Here is a 15421-nt window from a genome sequence, read left to right as displayed (position 1 = left end):
TGCAAGCGCAGGTTTGCGAGGCCTATTCGCCTTCGTCAAAGAAATTGTTGATCAGCTCGACCAGTGCGTCCATGGCGTCGCTGTCCTGTTCGCCCTCGGTATGCAGGTGCACCTGGGTGCCTTTGCCTGCGGCCAGCATCATCACCGCCATGATGCTCTTGCCATCCACCAGCTTGTCCGGGGCGCGACCCACCCGTACCTGGCAGGGGAAGCGGCCGGCCACACCGACGAACTTGGCTGCCGCCCGGGCATGCAGACCCAGCTTGTTGATGATGGTGATTTCGCGGGCGGGCATCTGGGGCGGATCCTTGGGCTAGAGGTCGCGATGGCGGACCTGGACGTTTTTCAGGGTTTGCTGCAGCTGTCGACCAAGGCGCTCGGTGATGTACACCGAACGGTGATGTCCGCCAGTGCAGCCGATGGCAATGGTTACGTAGGCGCGGTTGCTGGCAGCGAAGCGGGGCAACCATTTGAGCAGGTAGCTGGAGATGTCGTTGTACATGTCTTCGACATCCGGTTGTGCGGCCAGGTAGTCGATCACGGGTTGATCGAGGCCCGAGTGCTCACGCAGTTCCGGTTTCCAGTAGGGGTTCGGCAGGCAGCGCACGTCAAAAACCAGGTCGGCGTCGACCGGCATGCCCCGCTTGAAGCCGAACGACTCGACCAGAAACGCTGTGCCAGGCTCGGGCTGGTTGAGCAGGCGCAGCTTGATCGAGTCACGCAACTGGTACAGGTTCAGGTTGGTGGTGTCGATCTTCAGGTCGGCCAGGTCGGCAATGGGCCCCAACAAGTCGCTTTCCACGCGGATCGCTTCCGCGAGCGAGCGGTTGGCGTTGGTCAGGGGGTGCCGCCTGCGGGTTTCCGAGAAACGCTTGAGAAGGACCTCTTCATCGGCATCCAGGTACAACACGTCGCACTGGATGTGCCGGGCGCGGGCTTCTTCAAGCAGCTCGGGAAAACGCATCAGGTGGCTGGGCAGGTTGCGCGCGTCGATCGAAACCGCCACCTTGGGCTGCAGCAATTCGGTGTTGATCAGTGCATTTTCCGCCAACTGCGGCAGTAGCCCGGCGGGCAGATTGTCGATGCAATAGAAACCGCTGTCTTCCAGGACATCGAGGGCGGTGCTCTTGCCGGAGCCGGACCGGCCGCTGACGATGATCAGGCGCATGTTCAGTGCTCGTTCTGTACGTCCAGGACAACCTGGAACAGGGCCTCGTTGCTGGTGGCCGCACGCAGTCGATCACGGACCTCCTTGCGATCGAGCATGCTGGCGATCTGACGCAGAAGTTCAAGGTGGGCATCGGTGGCCGCTTCGGGCACCAGCAGCACAAACAGCAGGTCCACCGGCGCGCCATCAATGGCGTCGTAGTCGATAGGCGCTTCCAGGTGCAGCAGGGCGCTGACTGGGGCAGAGCATCCTTCAAGCCGGCAGTGCGGGATGGCGATGCCATTGCCAAAACCGGTAGAACCGAGCTTTTCCCGGGCTACCAGTTTTTCGAAGACGTCCTGCATCTCCAGTTCTGGCACTTGGTCGGCGATGACAGTGGCGACCTTTTCCAGGGCGCGCTTCTTGCTGCCGCCCGGCACGTTCACGAGGGAACGGCCGGGGGTCAGGATGGTTTCAAGTCGGATCATGGATGAGGGGGATCAGCGGGCAGCTGCACCTTGCAGCAGGCTTTGCTGTTTTTCCTTGTGTTTTTTCAGTTGGCGGTCGAGCTTGTCGGCCAGGGCGTCGATCGCTGCATACATGTCTTCGTGTTCGGCGTTGGCTACCACTTCGCCGCCGGGAATCTGCAGGGTCGCCTCGACCTTCTGCTGAAGCTTCTCGACTTTCATGATTACCTGCACGTTGGTGATCTTGTCGAAGTGACTCTCCACGCGGGCGAGCTTTTCAAGCACGTAATCGCGCAGTGGCTGGGTGACTTCTACATGCTGTCCACTGATATTGACTTGCATACAGCTTCTCCTTTGTTGCCCGTGCATAAAGAGGCAGGTCTTGCACCTGCCACGAAAACGCTGTGGCACATCTCAGGGGCTACATCAGTCGCTTGCGTTCGCTCGACGGTGCGATGCCGAGGGACTCGCGGTACTTGGCGACGGTGCGACGGGCTACCTGGATGCCTTGTGCCTCCAGTAAACCAGCGATCTTGCTGTCACTCAATGGCTTTTTCTGATTTTCCGCCGCAACCAGTTTCTTGATGATCGCGCGGATCGCCGTGGACGAGCATTCTCCGCCTTCGGAGGTGCTGACATGGCTGGAGAAAAAGTATTTCAGTTCGTAGATGCCACGCGGGGTGTGCATGTATTTCTGCGTGGTAACCCGCGAAATGGTCGATTCGTGCATGCCTACGGCTTCGGCAATGTCATGCAGTACCAACGGCTTCATCGCTTCGTCGCCGTGGTCGAGGAAGCCGCGCTGGTGCTCGACGATCTGCGTGGCAACCTTCATCAGGGTTTCGTTACGGCTTTGCAGGCTCTTGATGAACCAGCGCGCTTCCTGCAGCTGGTTGCGCATGAAGGTGTTGTCGGCGCTGGTGTCGGCACGGCGCACGAAGCCGGCGTATTGTGGGTTGACGCGCAGGCGTGGGATGGCTTCCTGGTTCAGTTCTACCAGCCAACGGTCGCTGTCCTTGCGCACGATGACGTCGGGCACCACGTACTCCGGCTCGCTGGACTCGATCTGCGAACCAGGGCGCGGGTTAAGGCTTTGCACCAGTTCGATGACCTGGCGCAGCTCGTCTTCCTTGATTTTCATCCGCCGCATCAGCTGGCTGTAGTCACGGCTGCCGAGCAGGTCGATGAAATCGGTGACCAGGCGCTTGGCTTCGGTCATCCACGGAGTTGTAGCGGGCAGCTGGCGCAGTTGCAGCAACAGGCATTCGCCCAGATTGCGGGCGCCGACGCCAGCCGGCTCGAACTGCTGGATGCGGTGCAGTACGGCTTCGACCTCGTCCAGTTCGATATCCAACTCGGGGTCGAAACCGGCGCAGATTTCTTCGAGTGTGTCTTCCAGGTAGCCCTGGCCGTTGATGCTGTCGATCAGGGTCACGGCAATCAAGCGGTCGGTGTCGGACATCGGCGCCAGGTTCAACTGCCACAGCAGGTGGCTTTGTAGGCTTTCGCCGGCCGATGTGCGCGTGGTGAAGTCCCATTCGTCGTCATCGTTGCTCGGCAGGCTGCTGGCGCTGGTCTGGTAGATGTCTTCCCAGGCGGTATCGACCGGGAGCTCGTTGGGGATGCGCTCGCTCCACTCTCCGTCTTCCAGGTTGTCGGCGCTGACGGTGCTTTCCTGGAAACTGTTGTCCTGAACTTCGGCGGCCGGCTTGTTCTCGGCGTTGTCGGCCATCGGGTCGCTGTTGTCGAAGTCTTCACCGTCTTCCTGACGTTCGAGCATCGGGTTCGACTCCAGCGCTTCCTGGATTTCCTGTTGGAGGTCCAGGGTAGAGAGCTGGAGCAGGCGGATGGCCTGTTGCAACTGAGGTGTCATCGTCAGTTGCTGGCCCATTTTTAGGACGAGCGATGGTTTCATGGCAGGGGCTTAATACCTTGTTCGCCGGCGCGCATGCGCCATCCACTACACGAGGGCGCCGGAGCGCCAGATCAAGCAAGTTTTATGCCTTAAATTGTAGCGTTTGCCTAGAGTACCGTAACAACTTTACCCGCAGTTTCAGGGCTGTTTGCCAGTACTTCAGGCGCGTGCCGGGTCAGAGGCGGAACTCGTGACCCAGGTAAACTTCTTTGACCAGGTCGTTTGCCAGGATGGTTTCAGCGTCGCCTTCGGCGATCAGTCGGCCATCGTTGACGATATATGCGGTTTCGCAGATATCCAGGGTTTCACGCACGTTGTGGTCGGTAATCAGTACGCCGATACCCTTGGCCTTGAGGTGGTGGATGATCTGCTTGATGTCGCCGACCGAAATCGGGTCGACACCGGCGAACGGTTCGTCCAGCAGGATGAACTTGGGTGCGGTCGCCAGGGCGCGCGCAATTTCGACGCGGCGGCGTTCACCACCAGACAGGCTCATGCCGAGGTTGTCACGGATGTGGCTGATGTGGAACTCCTGCAGCAGGCTTTCCAGCTCTTTGCGGCGGCCGTCCCGGTCGAGGTCCTTGCGGGTCTCGAGGATGGCCATGATGTTGTCGGCGACCGACAGCTTGCGGAAGATCGAGGCTTCCTGCGGCAGGTAGCCGATTCCGGCGCGGGCGCGGCCGTGCATGGGCTGGTGGCTGACATCGAGGTTGTCGATCAGTACGCGGCCCTGTTCGGCCTGGACCAGCCCGACAATCATGTAGAAGCAAGTGGTCTTGCCGGCGCCGTTGGGGCCGAGCAGGCCGACGATCTGGCCGCTGTCGATAGACAGGCTGACATCACGTACTACCTGCCGCCCCTTGTAGCTCTTTGCCAGGTGCTGGGCTTTGAGGGTTGCCATTTACTCGGCCTTCTTCTTGGGCTGGATCACCATGTCGATGCGCTGACGGGGTGTTGTCACATTGCCGCCACGGCCGGCGGTCGCCACCTGGGTCTGAGTGTTGTAGACGATCTTTTCGCCTTCGGTGGTATTGCCTTCGCTCTCGACCTTGGCGCGGTCGGTGAGAATGACCAAGTCCTTCTGCGACTGGTACTGGATGGTTACGCCCCAGCCTTTCATCTTGTCCGGCTTGGCTGCGCTCTGCTGCTGCTCGAAGTAGGCCAGGTTGCCCACCGAGGTCACTACGTCGATATCGCCAGAGGCGGAGCGGGTAATGGTCACGGTGTTGCCTTTGATCATCATAGAACCCTGAGTGATGATCACGTCGCCGGTGTAAGTGGCCACGCCTTGCTTGTCATCCAGGTGAGCGTTGTCGGCCTGGATGCGGATAGGCTGGTCACGGTCGTTCGGCAGGGCGAGGGCGCTCGCGCTTCCCAGTGCTGCGCTCAGGCTGAGCAAAAGGGGGAGGGTTTTAACGAGCCTCATACTGTCCTCTTACGTTAGAGAGCAAGTCCATCTTGCCTTCTTTCAAATACGCTTTCATGCCTTTGCCCGTAGTGGTGCCTCCGGCGCCGTCGATTCTAACGGCTTGCTCGGTCTGCGCATATTGCTTCTGCGGGAACACGGTCATGCGTGAGCTGGTGATGATGGTTTCACGCTGCTTTTCATCGGTGCGGGCAATCCGCACCTTGTCGATCAGTTCGACCTCGGTACCGTCAGGATTGACCTCGGCGCGCGTGCTCTGCACATGCCACGGGTACTCGGTACCGCGGTACAGGTGCAGGTCCGGTGTGGTCACCTGGGTGATTTCGCTGGTCTTGAGGTGTTCGATCCTGTCGGCGGTCATTTCGTATTGCAGCTTGCCGTCGGGCAGGAACTGCACGCTGTGGGCGTTGATCGCGTAGTAATCGATGGCGCTTTCGTCGACCTGGGCCACGGGCTTGTCGAGGAAGCTCTCCGGGCTGACATTCCAGTAGCCAATGGCTACCAACAGGGCGGCTATCGCCCCGAGCAGCGCAATGTTTCGGGCTTTCTTGCTGAGCATGGGCAGCCTTACAGGTAGTTGGCGTTGGCAGCGTCCAGGGTGCCCTGGGCCTGCATGATCAATTCGCAGAATTCACGGGCCGCGCCTTCGCCGCCACGTGCCTGGGTCACGCCGTGGGCGTGCTGGCGTACGAACGGTGCGGCGTTGGCTACGGCCATGCCCAGAGCCACCCGGCGAATCACCGGCAGGTCGGGCAGGTCGTCGCCCAGGTAAGCCACTTGATCATAGCTTAGGCCCAGTTCGGCGAGCAGGCCGTCAAGCACCACCAATTTGTCCTCCCGGCCTTGGTAGAGGTGCGGGATACCGAGGTTCCTGGCCCGGCGTTCGACCACGGGGGTCTTGCGCCCGCTGATGATCGCGGTGGTCACGCCCGAGGCCATGAGCATCTTGATGCCCTGGCCGTCGAGGGTATTGAACGTCTTGAATTCGCTGCCATCCTCGAGGAAGTACAGGCGGCCGTCGGTGAGCACGCCGTCCACGTCGAACACTGCCAGCTTGATGCCTTTGCCGCGTTGCATGAGGTCCTGGTTCATTCCATCGCTCCTTTACATTACGCCGGCGCGCAGCAGGTCATGCATGTTCAGGGCGCCGGTCGGGCGGTCTTCACGGTCCACCACCACCAGGGCGTTGATCTTGTGGTCTTCCATTATCTTCAGGGCTTCGGCGGCGAGCATGTCGGCACGCGCAGTCTTGCCATGAACGGTCATGACCTGGTCGATCAGGGTGGTGTGCACATCGATATTGCGGTCCAGGCTGCGGCGCAGGTCACCGTCGGTGAAGATCCCGGCCAGTTTGCCATCGGCTTCGACGATCACGGTCATGCCCAAACCTTTGTGGGACATTTCCAGCAGCGCGTCCTTGAGCAGGGTGCCGCGTGATACTTGAGGCAGATCGTCGCCGGCGTGCATCACGTTCTCGACCTTCAGCAGCAGGCGGCGGCCCAGCGCGCCTCCCGGGTGCGAGAAGGCGAAGTCCTCGGCGGTGAAGCCGCGGGCTTCGAGCAAGGCGATGGCCAAGGCGTCGCCCAGTACCAGCGCTGCCGTGGTGGAGGAGGTGGGGGCCAGGTTCAGCGGGCAGGCCTCTTGTGCGACACGTGCGTCAAGGTTGACCTCGGCGGCCTGGGCCAGCGGCGAGTCCGGGTTGCCGGTCAGGCTGATCAGCTTGATGCCAAGGCGTTTGATGAACGGCAGCAGGGTGACGATTTCGGCGGTGCTGCCGGAGTTCGACAGCGCAAGGATGACATCATCCCGGGTGATCATGCCCATGTCGCCATGGCTGGCTTCGGCCGGATGCACGAAAAACGCCGGTGTGCCGGTGCTGGCCAGGGTCGCGGCGATCTTGTTGCCGATGTGCCCGGACTTGCCCATGCCGACCACGACGACCCGGCCCTTGCTGGTCAGAATCAGTTCGCAGGCTTTGACGAAATTGTCGTCGATGCGCGCCAAAAGGGCCTCTACGGCCTCGAGTTCCAGGCGCAGAGTGCGTTGGGCGGATTGGATCAGCTCGCTGGATTGGCTCATGTCGAAAAAGCAATGCCTGATGAAAGGGCGACGATTATACGCGCAATGATGAAAACCCTCACCTCCTCGATTGTTGCAGTGAATACCACCAAAGCCTGTCCCTGGGCTGAACGACTGCTTGCCCGGCCTTGGGGCGGGGCTGTCAGCGGTGCTATAGTTCGCCGCTATTCGGCCTGTCAGGGGTGCGTGTGCCTTCCAGATGGAGGCCGGCGTCCATTAGGACGAGGCTGCATTAGCAAGGAGTCTAGATGAGTGTGGATAGCGCCTACGCGGTCGAGTTGAAGGGTGTAACCTTCAAACGTGGTTCGCGCAGCATTTTCAGCAACGTGGACATCAGCATCCCGCGCGGCAAGGTCACCGGCATCATGGGGCCATCGGGGTGCGGCAAGACCACGTTGCTCCGCCTGATGGGCGCACAGTTGCGCCCCGCGAGCGGTGAGGTATGGGTTGCCGGGCAGAACCTGCCGACGCTGTCGCGCAGCGACCTGTTCGACGCCCGCAAGCAGATGGGCGTGCTGTTCCAGAGCGGCGCGTTGTTCACCGACCTCGATGTGTTCGAGAACGTCGCGTTCCCGCTGCGCGTGCATACTCAGCTGTCGGACGAAATGATCCGTGACATCGTGTTGATGAAGCTGCAGGCCGTGGGCCTGCGCGGTGCCATCGACCTGATGCCCGACGAGCTGTCCGGTGGCATGAAGCGCCGTGTGGCGCTGGCCCGGGCGATTGCCCTGGACCCGCAGATCCTCATGTACGACGAACCGTTCGTCGGCCAGGACCCGATCGCCATGGGGGTACTGGTGCGCCTGATTCGCCTGCTCAACGATGCCCTGGGCATCACCAGCATCGTGGTTTCCCATGACCTGGCAGAAACCGCCAGCATCGCCGACTACATCTACGTTGTAGGTGACGGCCAGGTGCTGGGCCAGGGGACGCCTGATGAGCTGATGGGTTCGGACAATCCACGGATCCGCCAATTCATGAAAGGCGACCCGGATGGCCCGGTTCCCTTCCACTTTCCCGCGCCTGACTACCGCGCCGACCTGCTGGGGGCGCGTTGATGCGCAGAAAATCCTTACTCGAACGTGTCCGCCTGCTGGGCCGCTCGGCAATCGACGTGCTGGCCGTGCTCGGGCGTTCGTGCCTGTTCCTGTTCCATGCGCTGGTCGGTCGCGGTGGTATTGGCGGCGGCTTCCAGTTGCTGACCAAGCAGTTGTACTCGGTGGGTGTGCTGTCGCTGGCGATCGTCGTCGTGTCCGGTGTGTTCATCGGCATGGTGCTGGCGCTGCAGGGCTACAGCATCCTGACCAAGTACGGCTCGGAGCAGGCGGTAGGGCAGATGGTCGCCCTGACCCTGCTGCGTGAACTTGGCCCGGTGGTAACGGCGTTGCTGTTCGCCGGGCGTGCCGGTTCCGCGCTGACCGCCGAAATCGGCAACATGAAGTCTACCGAGCAGTTGTCGAGCCTGGAAATGATCGGTGTCGACCCGCTCAAGTACATCGTTGCGCCACGCCTGTGGGCCGGTTTCATCTCGCTGCCGCTGTTGGCGCTGATCTTCAGCGTGGTCGGTATCTGGGGTGGCTCGTGGGTAGCGGTGGACTGGCTGGCTGTCTACGAGGGCTCGTTCTGGGCCAACATGCAGAACAGTGTTTCTTTCACTGACGACGTGCTCAACGGGCTGGTCAAGAGCCTGGTGTTTGCTTTCGTCTCGACCTGGATCGCCGTATTCCAGGGGTACGACTGTGAGCCCACCTCAGAAGGGATCAGTCGTGCAACCACCAAGACCGTGGTCTATGCCTCGTTGGCAGTGCTGGGTCTGGACTTTATTCTGACCGCCTTGATGTTTGGAGATTTCTGATGCAAAACCGCACCCTGGAAATCGGTGTCGGCCTGTTCCTCCTGGCCGGGATCCTGGCGCTGCTGCTGCTGGCCCTGCGTGTCAGCGGGCTGTCGGCCAGCCCGAGCAGCGATACCTATAAAGTTTATGCTTACTTCGACAATATCGCCGGTTTGACGGTCAGAGCTAAAGTGACCATGGCCGGTGTGACCATCGGCAAGGTCACCGCCATCGATCTGGACCGTGATTCCTACACCGGTCGGGTGACGTTGCAGCTGGACAAGTCGGTCGATAACCTGCCGACCGACTCCACTGCCTCGATCCTGACCGCCGGTTTGCTTGGCGAGAAGTACATCGGCATCAGCGTTGGCGGTGAAGACGAAGTGCTCAAGGATGGTGCAACCATCCATGACACTCAGTCGGCACTGGTGCTGGAGGATCTGATTGGCAAGTTCCTGCTCAACTCTGTTGGCAAGGAACCGAAAGAAGCGCAACCGGCTAATTAAGGAGTACCCATGATTTCGATCCTGCGACGTGGCTTGCTGGTGCTGCTGGCGGCCTTCCCCCTGCTGGCCCTGGCTGTGCAGACACCGCACGAAGTGGTTCAAAGCACCACCAATGAACTGCTCGGTGACCTCAAGGCCAACAAGGAGCAGTACAAGTCCAACCCCAACGCCTTCTATGACTCGCTCAACCGCATTCTCGGCCCGGTGGTGGATGCCGACGGTATCTCGCGCAGCATCATGACCGTGAAATACTCCCGCAAGGCGACCCCGGAGCAGATGCAGCGCTTCCAGGAAAACTTCAAGCGCAGCCTGATGCAGTTCTATGGCAATGCCTTGCTCGAGTACAACAACCAGGGCATCACTGTCGACCCGGCTAAAGCCGATGACGGCAAGCGCGCCAGTGTCGGCATGAAGGTTACCGGCAACAACGGTGCCGTGTACCCCGTGCAGTACACCCTGGAGAACATTGGCGGCGAGTGGAAGGTGCGTAACGTGATCGTCAACGGCATCAACATCGGCAAGCTGTTCCGTGACCAGTTCGCCGATGCCATGCAGCGCAACGGCAATGACCTGGACAAGACGATCGACGGCTGGGCTGGCGAAGTGGCCAAGGCCAAGCAGGCTGCCGACAACTCGCCAGAGAAGACCGTCAAATGAGCGAGGCCGCTGTAAGCATGGCAGAGCCGGGCGTGCTGCGTCTGGCTGGCGTGCTGGATTACCGCAGCGGCCCGGCCTTGCGCAAGCAAGGCAAGGTGCTGATCGATGGCTCGCGCGAGCCGCGACTGGTGCTTGATTGCTCGGCTGTCGAGAAGTCGTCGAGTGTCGGCTTGTCGTTATTGCTTGCGTACATGCGTGATGCTCAGGCCACTGGCAAGGCGTGCGAAGTGCGTGGCATGCCTGACGACATGCGGGAAATTGCCGAGGTCTATGATCTCGATGAAGTGCTGGCAAGCTAGTGGCCAGGCACGGATGATGGCCCCTCGGTCAGCGAAGCCTTCGTTGGGCTTCGCAGGCGAGGGGCTTTTTTGTATGATGGCCGACCCGTGCGCATCGGGCGCCGATTGAGGTTGAGCATGCAGGCCGTAGAAGTTAAAAGCTTCCTTGAAGAGAAATTGCCGGGTTCCCGGGTCGAAGTTGAAGGCGAAGGCTGCAACTTCCAGTTGAACGTGATCAGCGACGAGTTGGCTGGCCTGAGTCCGGTCAAACGCCAGCAGGCGATCTATGCTCACCTGAATCCGTGGATCGCCAATGGCAGCATCCATGCGGTAACCATGAAATTTTTCAGCAGCGCAGCCTGGGCTGAGCGCACCTGAGCCAACTTGGCGGCGAGACTCCAATGGACAAACTGATTATTACTGGCGGCGCTCGCCTTGACGGCGAGATCCGCATTTCGGGCGCGAAGAACGCAGCCCTGCCGATTCTGGCAGCGACCCTGCTGGCCGATGGCCCGGTCACCGTGGGCAACCTGCCGCACCTGCACGACATCACCACCATGATCGAACTGTTCGGGCGCATGGGCATCGAGCCTGTGATCGACGAAAAGCTGTCGGTGGAGATCGATCCACGCACCATCAAGACCCTGGTCGCGCCGTACGAGCTGGTCAAGACCATGCGCGCCTCGATCCTGGTGCTGGGCCCGATGGTTGCCCGTTTCGGCGAAGCCGAAGTGGCCCTGCCTGGCGGTTGCGCCATTGGCTCGCGCCCGGTCGATCTGCACATCCGTGGCCTTGAGGCCATGGGGGCGAAGATCGAAGTGGAAGGCGGCTACATCAAGGCCAAGGCGCCTGAAGGTGGCCTGCGTGGCGCGCACTTCTTCTTCGACACCGTCAGCGTGACCGGTACCGAGAACATCATGATGGCCGCTGCCTTGGCCAAGGGCCGCAGCGTGTTGCAGAACGCCGCGCGTGAGCCTGAAGTGGTCGATCTGGCCAACTTCATCAACGCCATGGGCGGGAACATTCAGGGCGCAGGTACCGACACCATCACCATCGATGGTGTCGAACGACTGGATTCGGCCAACTACCGCGTCATGCCGGACCGCATCGAGACCGGTACCTACCTGGTTGCCGCTGCCGTGACCGGTGGCCGCGTCAAGGTCAAGGACACCGACCCTACCATCCTTGAAGCCGTGCTTGAAAAACTCAAGGAAGCGGGTGCCGACATCAACACCGGCGAGGACTGGATCGAGCTGGACATGCATGGCAAGCGGCCGAAAGCCGTGAACCTGCGTACTGCCCCGTATCCGGCGTTCCCGACCGACATGCAGGCGCAGTTCATCTCGCTGAACGCCATTGCCGAAGGCACTGGCGCGGTAATCGAGACCATCTTCGAAAACCGCTTCATGCATGTTTACGAAATGCACCGCATGGGCGCGCAGATCCAGGTCGAAGGCAACACCGCCATCGTCACTGGCGTCAAGGCGCTGAAGGGTGCCCCGGTCATGGCCACCGACCTGCGTGCTTCCGCCAGCCTGGTGCTGTCGGCGCTGGTTGCCGAAGGCGATACCCTGATCGATCGCATCTACCACATCGACCGTGGTTACGAGTGCATCGAGGAAAAACTGCAGATGCTCGGCGCGAAAATCCGCCGCGTACCGGGCTAGTACCCCGCGGGTGCAAGGACGCACCTTTTGAATTGAATGCGGCCAGGTCGATGACCTGGCCGGCAGCAGCCGCTTAAGGACCGACGTTCCAATGTTGACCATCGCGCTTTCCAAAGGCCGTATTCTCGACGATACCTTGCCGTTGCTCGCCGAGGCCGGCATCGTGCCGACCGAAAACCCGGACAAGAGCCGCAAACTGATCATCCCGACCACGCAGGACGATGTGCGCCTGCTGATCGTGCGTGCCACCGACGTGCCGACCTATGTCGAGCATGGTGCTGCCGACCTGGGTGTGGCCGGCAAGGACGTGCTGATGGAGTACGGCGGCCAGGGCCTGTATGAGCCCCTGGACCTGCAGATTGCCCAATGCAAGCTGATGACCGCGGGCGTAGTCGGCGCAGCCGAGCCCAAGGGCCGCCTGCGTGTGGCCACCAAGTTCGTCAACGTAGCCAAGCGTTACTATGCCGAACAAGGTCGCCAGGTCGACATCATCAAGCTGTATGGCTCGATGGAGCTGGCGCCGCTGATCAACCTTGCCGACAAGATCATCGACGTGGTCGACACCGGCAACACCCTGCGTGCCAACGGCCTGGAGCCCCAGGAACTGATCGCCACGATCAGCTCGCGCCTGGTGGTCAACAAAGCCTCCATGAAAATGCAGCACGCCCGTATCCAGAGCCTGATCGACACGCTGCGCCAAGCGGTCGAGTCGCGACACCGCGGTTGACTCCTGCGCGCGACCTTCGCTGTCGCGCCCGTCTATCCGCGTCATAGCCATTTTTCTCGGGTGCCCGCGCGGATGGACTGGTAGCTTGGGATTGTGCGAAAAGTCGCCGAGCGGCGATCATGCAAGAACGAAAACAGGCGAGGAACGGCCGGGGTCGCGCCCGACTTTGCTGGTTGCAAATGAGCATTCCGAGCCTGTTTTTAACGTAGCATGATCGTCGCGCAGGCACTTTTCGCACAATCCCCTAGGGCGCCTGAGCATTCGCTAATATTACGAGGCCCTCGCCATGACCGTGTCCACTGCAATTGCCCGTCTCAACGCCGCTGATCCGGATTTCGCCCGACATCTGGATCATCTGCTGAGCTGGGAAAGTGTGTCCGATGACGCGGTCAATCAGCGCGTGCTCGACATCATCAAGGCCGTGCGTGAACGCGGTGATGCGGCGCTGGTGGAATTCACCCAGCGTTTCGATGGTGTTGACGCCAAGTCGATTGACGACCTGATCCTCAATCGCGCGCGCCTGGAACTGGCGCTGACCCGTATTACCCCGGTCCAGCGCGAGGCCCTGGAAAAGGCCGCCAACCGTGTGCGCATTTATCACGAGCGGCAGAAGCAGGATTCCTGGCAGTACACCGAGGCCGACGGCACCGTGCTCGGCCAGAAGGTCACCCCGCTGGACCGTGCTGGCCTGTATGTGCCGGGCGGCAAGGCGTCGTACCCGTCGTCGGTGCTGATGAACGCCATCCCGGCCAAGGTTGCCGGCGTGGCTGAAGTGGTGATGGTGGTGCCGACCCCGCGGGGTGAGGTCAACGAGCTGGTGCTGGCGGCTGCCTGCATCGCTGGTGTCGACCGGGTGTTCACCGTCGGTGGCGCTCAGGCCGTGGCTGCGCTGGCCTACGGGACTGAAAGCGTGCCGCAGGTGGACAAGATCGTCGGCCCGGGCAACATCTACGTTGCCACCGCCAAGCGCCACGTGTTCGGCCAGGTAGGCATTGACATGATCGCCGGCCCCTCGGAAATTCTCGTGGTGTGTGACGGCCAGACCGACCCGGACTGGATCGCCATGGACCTGTTCTCCCAGGCCGAGCACGACGAAGACGCCCAGGCCATCCTGGTCAGCCCGGATGCTGCTTTCCTCGATCGCGTGGCTGCCAGCATCGACAAGCTGATGCCGACCATGGAACGTGCCGATATCATCGAGAAGTCGATCAATGGCCGTGGTGCGCTGATCCAGGTACGTGACATGCAGCAGGCCATGGAAGTGGCCAACCGCATTGCACCGGAGCACCTGGAGCTGTCGGTGGCCGACCCGCAAGCCTGGCTGCCACACATTCGTCACGCTGGCGCGATCTTCATGGGCCGCCACACCAGCGAAGCGCTGGGCGATTACTGCGCTGGCCCTAACCACGTGCTGCCCACTTCAGGTACCGCGCGTTTTTCGTCGCCGCTGGGGGTGTATGACTTCCAGAAGCGTTCGTCGATCATCTTCTGCTCCGAACAGGGCGCGTCCGAACTGGGCCACACTGCCTCGGTCCTGGCCCGTGGCGAGTCGCTGACCGCCCACGCCCGCAGCGCTGAATACCGTATTTTGACCCAAGAGAAGGGGAACTGAGCATGAGTCGATTCTGGAGCCCCTTCGTCAAGGACCTGGTGCCTTACGTGCCGGGCGAGCAACCCAAGCTGGCCCGCCTGGTCAAGCTGAACACCAACGAAAACCCCTATGGCCCGTCGCCCAAGGCGCTGGAGGCCATGCGCGGCGAGCTGAACGATAACCTGCGCCTGTACCCGGACCCGAACGGTGACCGTCTCAAGCAAGCGGTGGCCGAGTACTACGGCGTGACCCCGGCGCAGGTGTTTGTCGGCAACGGCTCGGACGAGGTGCTGGCGCACATCTTCCACGGCCTGTTCCAGCACGATGCGCCGCTGCTGTTCCCGGACATCAGCTACAGCTTCTACCCGGTCTACTGTGGCCTGTACGGCATTGCCTTCGAACAGGTGGCGCTGGATGAGCAGTTCCAGATCCGCATTGAGGACTACAAAAAGCCCAACGCTGGCATCATCTTCCCCAACCCCAACGCGCCGACCGGTTGCCTGATGCCGTTGCAGGTGGTGGAGGAGTTGCTGCAGGCCAACCGTGATTCGGTGGTGGTGGTGGATGAGGCCTACATCGATTTCGGTGGTGAAACGGCGATCAGCCTGGTGGACCGCTACGATAACCTGCTGGTTACCCAGACGCTGTCAAAGTCGCGCTCGCTGGCGGGGCTGCGAGTGGGCCTGGCGGTGGGGCATCCGGACCTGATCGAGGCGTTGGAGCGGATCAAGAACAGCTTCAACTCCTATCCACTGGACCGTGCAGCTATCGTCGGCGCGGCGGTGGCGTTCGAAGACCGTGAGTACTTCGAGGAAACCTGCCGCAAGGTGATAGACAGCCGCGAGGTGTTGGTCGGTCAGCTGCAGGCCAAGGGCTTTGAGGTGCTGCCGTCGGCTGCCAACTTCATCTTCGCCCGCCACCCGCAGCAGGATGCCGGCGAGCTGGCGGCACGCTTGCGCGAGCAGGGCGTGATCGTGCGTCACTTCAAGCAGCCGCGTATTGCCCAGTTCCTGCGGATTACCATCGGTACGCCGGAAATGAACCAGGCGCTGCTGGATGCGTTGAGCTGACGTGTAGGGGCGGGTTTACCCGCGAATACGGTAGCGGCGGCAGCGGCGAACGGTCGG

Annotated in this window: 20 protein-coding genes; 10 read left to right on the top strand and 10 right to left on the bottom strand. The window is 61.3% G+C overall.

Annotation, left to right across the window (positions count from 1 at the left end):
• Nucleotides 1–22 precede the first annotated feature (22 nt).
• The 10 genes from V7787_RS12915 to V7787_RS12870 form a co-directional block, all read right to left on the bottom strand.
• Nucleotides 23–295 (bottom strand): HPr family phosphocarrier protein, encoded by a 273-nt coding sequence (locus tag V7787_RS12915; RefSeq protein WP_010952144.1) that lies wholly within the window; start codon nucleotides 293–295, stop codon nucleotides 23–25.
• An 18-nt stretch (nucleotides 296–313) separates the two neighbouring features.
• Nucleotides 314–1168 carry an RNase adapter RapZ gene (rapZ, locus tag V7787_RS12910; RefSeq protein ID WP_010952145.1) on the bottom strand — a complete coding sequence of 285 codons (855 nt, stop codon included), beginning with the start codon at nucleotides 1166–1168 and terminating at the stop codon, nucleotides 314–316.
• 2 nt (nucleotides 1169–1170) lie between these two features.
• Nucleotides 1171–1635 (bottom strand): PTS IIA-like nitrogen regulatory protein PtsN, encoded by a 465-nt coding sequence (gene ptsN, locus V7787_RS12905; RefSeq protein ID WP_003255137.1) that lies wholly within the window; start codon nucleotides 1633–1635, stop codon nucleotides 1171–1173.
• 12 nt (nucleotides 1636–1647) lie between these two features.
• The gene (gene hpf / locus V7787_RS12900; RefSeq protein WP_003255135.1) at nucleotides 1648–1956 is read right to left on the bottom strand and encodes a ribosome hibernation-promoting factor, HPF/YfiA family; all 309 of its coding nucleotides are present in this window, start codon (nucleotides 1954–1956) and stop codon (nucleotides 1648–1650) included.
• 79 nt (nucleotides 1957–2035) lie between these two features.
• On the bottom strand, nucleotides 2036–3529 hold the full coding sequence (locus tag V7787_RS12895) for an RNA polymerase factor sigma-54 (RefSeq protein WP_003255133.1): 1494 nt from the start codon (nucleotides 3527–3529) through the stop codon (nucleotides 2036–2038).
• Nucleotides 3530–3704: 175 nt separating this feature from the next.
• Nucleotides 3705–4430 (bottom strand): LPS export ABC transporter ATP-binding protein, encoded by a 726-nt coding sequence (gene lptB, locus V7787_RS12890; protein WP_003255132.1) that lies wholly within the window; start codon nucleotides 4428–4430, stop codon nucleotides 3705–3707.
• Entirely contained in the window at nucleotides 4431–4955 is a 525-nt protein-coding gene (lptA, locus tag V7787_RS12885; protein ID WP_003255131.1) for a lipopolysaccharide transport periplasmic protein LptA, read from the bottom strand.
• Nucleotides 4942–5514 carry an LPS export ABC transporter periplasmic protein LptC gene (gene lptC, locus V7787_RS12880; protein WP_019438078.1) on the bottom strand — a complete coding sequence of 191 codons (573 nt, stop codon included), beginning with the start codon at nucleotides 5512–5514 and terminating at the stop codon, nucleotides 4942–4944. Before lptC ends, lptA begins: the two co-directional genes overlap by 14 nt.
• Before the next feature lie 8 nt (nucleotides 5515–5522).
• Nucleotides 5523–6047, bottom strand: a complete 525-nt coding sequence (locus V7787_RS12875) for a KdsC family phosphatase (RefSeq protein WP_020192841.1) — start codon at nucleotides 6045–6047, stop codon at nucleotides 5523–5525.
• Nucleotides 6048–6059: 12 nt separating this feature from the next.
• A complete protein-coding gene (locus tag V7787_RS12870) occupies nucleotides 6060–7034 on the bottom strand; it encodes a KpsF/GutQ family sugar-phosphate isomerase (RefSeq protein ID WP_003255128.1) in 975 nt (324 codons plus the stop codon).
• 248 nt (nucleotides 7035–7282) lie between these two features.
• Here V7787_RS12870 and V7787_RS12865 point away from each other — a divergent pair, with 248 nt between their 5' ends.
• From V7787_RS12865 to hisC, 10 genes are all read left to right on the top strand, one after another.
• Nucleotides 7283–8092, top strand: coding sequence for an ATP-binding cassette domain-containing protein (locus V7787_RS12865; RefSeq protein ID WP_003255127.1), 810 nt, complete (start codon nucleotides 7283–7285; stop codon nucleotides 8090–8092).
• The gene (gene mlaE, locus V7787_RS12860) at nucleotides 8092–8889 is read left to right on the top strand and encodes a lipid asymmetry maintenance ABC transporter permease subunit MlaE (protein ID WP_336088531.1); all 798 of its coding nucleotides are present in this window, start codon (nucleotides 8092–8094) and stop codon (nucleotides 8887–8889) included. Before V7787_RS12865 ends, mlaE begins: the two co-directional genes overlap by 1 nt.
• Nucleotides 8889–9374, top strand: a complete 486-nt coding sequence (gene mlaD, locus V7787_RS12855; RefSeq protein WP_010952152.1) for an outer membrane lipid asymmetry maintenance protein MlaD — start codon at nucleotides 8889–8891, stop codon at nucleotides 9372–9374. Before mlaE ends, mlaD begins: the two co-directional genes overlap by 1 nt.
• Before the next feature lie 9 nt (nucleotides 9375–9383).
• On the top strand, nucleotides 9384–10031 hold the full coding sequence (locus V7787_RS12850) for an MlaC/ttg2D family ABC transporter substrate-binding protein (RefSeq protein WP_003255123.1): 648 nt from the start codon (nucleotides 9384–9386) through the stop codon (nucleotides 10029–10031).
• A complete protein-coding gene (locus V7787_RS12845; protein WP_003255122.1) occupies nucleotides 10028–10330 on the top strand; it encodes an STAS domain-containing protein in 303 nt (100 codons plus the stop codon). The genes V7787_RS12850 and V7787_RS12845 overlap by 4 nt, the downstream gene beginning before the upstream one ends.
• Before the next feature lie 117 nt (nucleotides 10331–10447).
• Nucleotides 10448–10687 (top strand): BolA family protein, encoded by a 240-nt coding sequence (locus V7787_RS12840; protein WP_003255121.1) that lies wholly within the window; start codon nucleotides 10448–10450, stop codon nucleotides 10685–10687.
• A gap of 23 nt (nucleotides 10688–10710) precedes the next feature.
• Nucleotides 10711–11976, top strand: a complete 1266-nt coding sequence (gene murA / locus V7787_RS12835; RefSeq protein WP_003255119.1) for a UDP-N-acetylglucosamine 1-carboxyvinyltransferase — start codon at nucleotides 10711–10713, stop codon at nucleotides 11974–11976.
• A gap of 91 nt (nucleotides 11977–12067) precedes the next feature.
• Nucleotides 12068–12703, top strand: coding sequence for an ATP phosphoribosyltransferase (hisG, locus tag V7787_RS12830; RefSeq protein ID WP_003255118.1), 636 nt, complete (start codon nucleotides 12068–12070; stop codon nucleotides 12701–12703).
• A gap of 286 nt (nucleotides 12704–12989) precedes the next feature.
• Nucleotides 12990–14315 carry a histidinol dehydrogenase gene (gene hisD / locus V7787_RS12825; protein ID WP_064492416.1) on the top strand — a complete coding sequence of 442 codons (1326 nt, stop codon included), beginning with the start codon at nucleotides 12990–12992 and terminating at the stop codon, nucleotides 14313–14315.
• 2 nt (nucleotides 14316–14317) lie between these two features.
• Nucleotides 14318–15364, top strand: coding sequence for a histidinol-phosphate transaminase (gene hisC, locus V7787_RS12820; RefSeq protein ID WP_104960859.1), 1047 nt, complete (start codon nucleotides 14318–14320; stop codon nucleotides 15362–15364).
• Nucleotides 15365–15421: the final 57 nt, after the last annotated feature.

The sequence above is a fragment of the Pseudomonas sp. CGJS7 genome, assembly GCF_036961695.1.
This window is presented reverse-complemented; position numbering and strand designations above follow the sequence as displayed.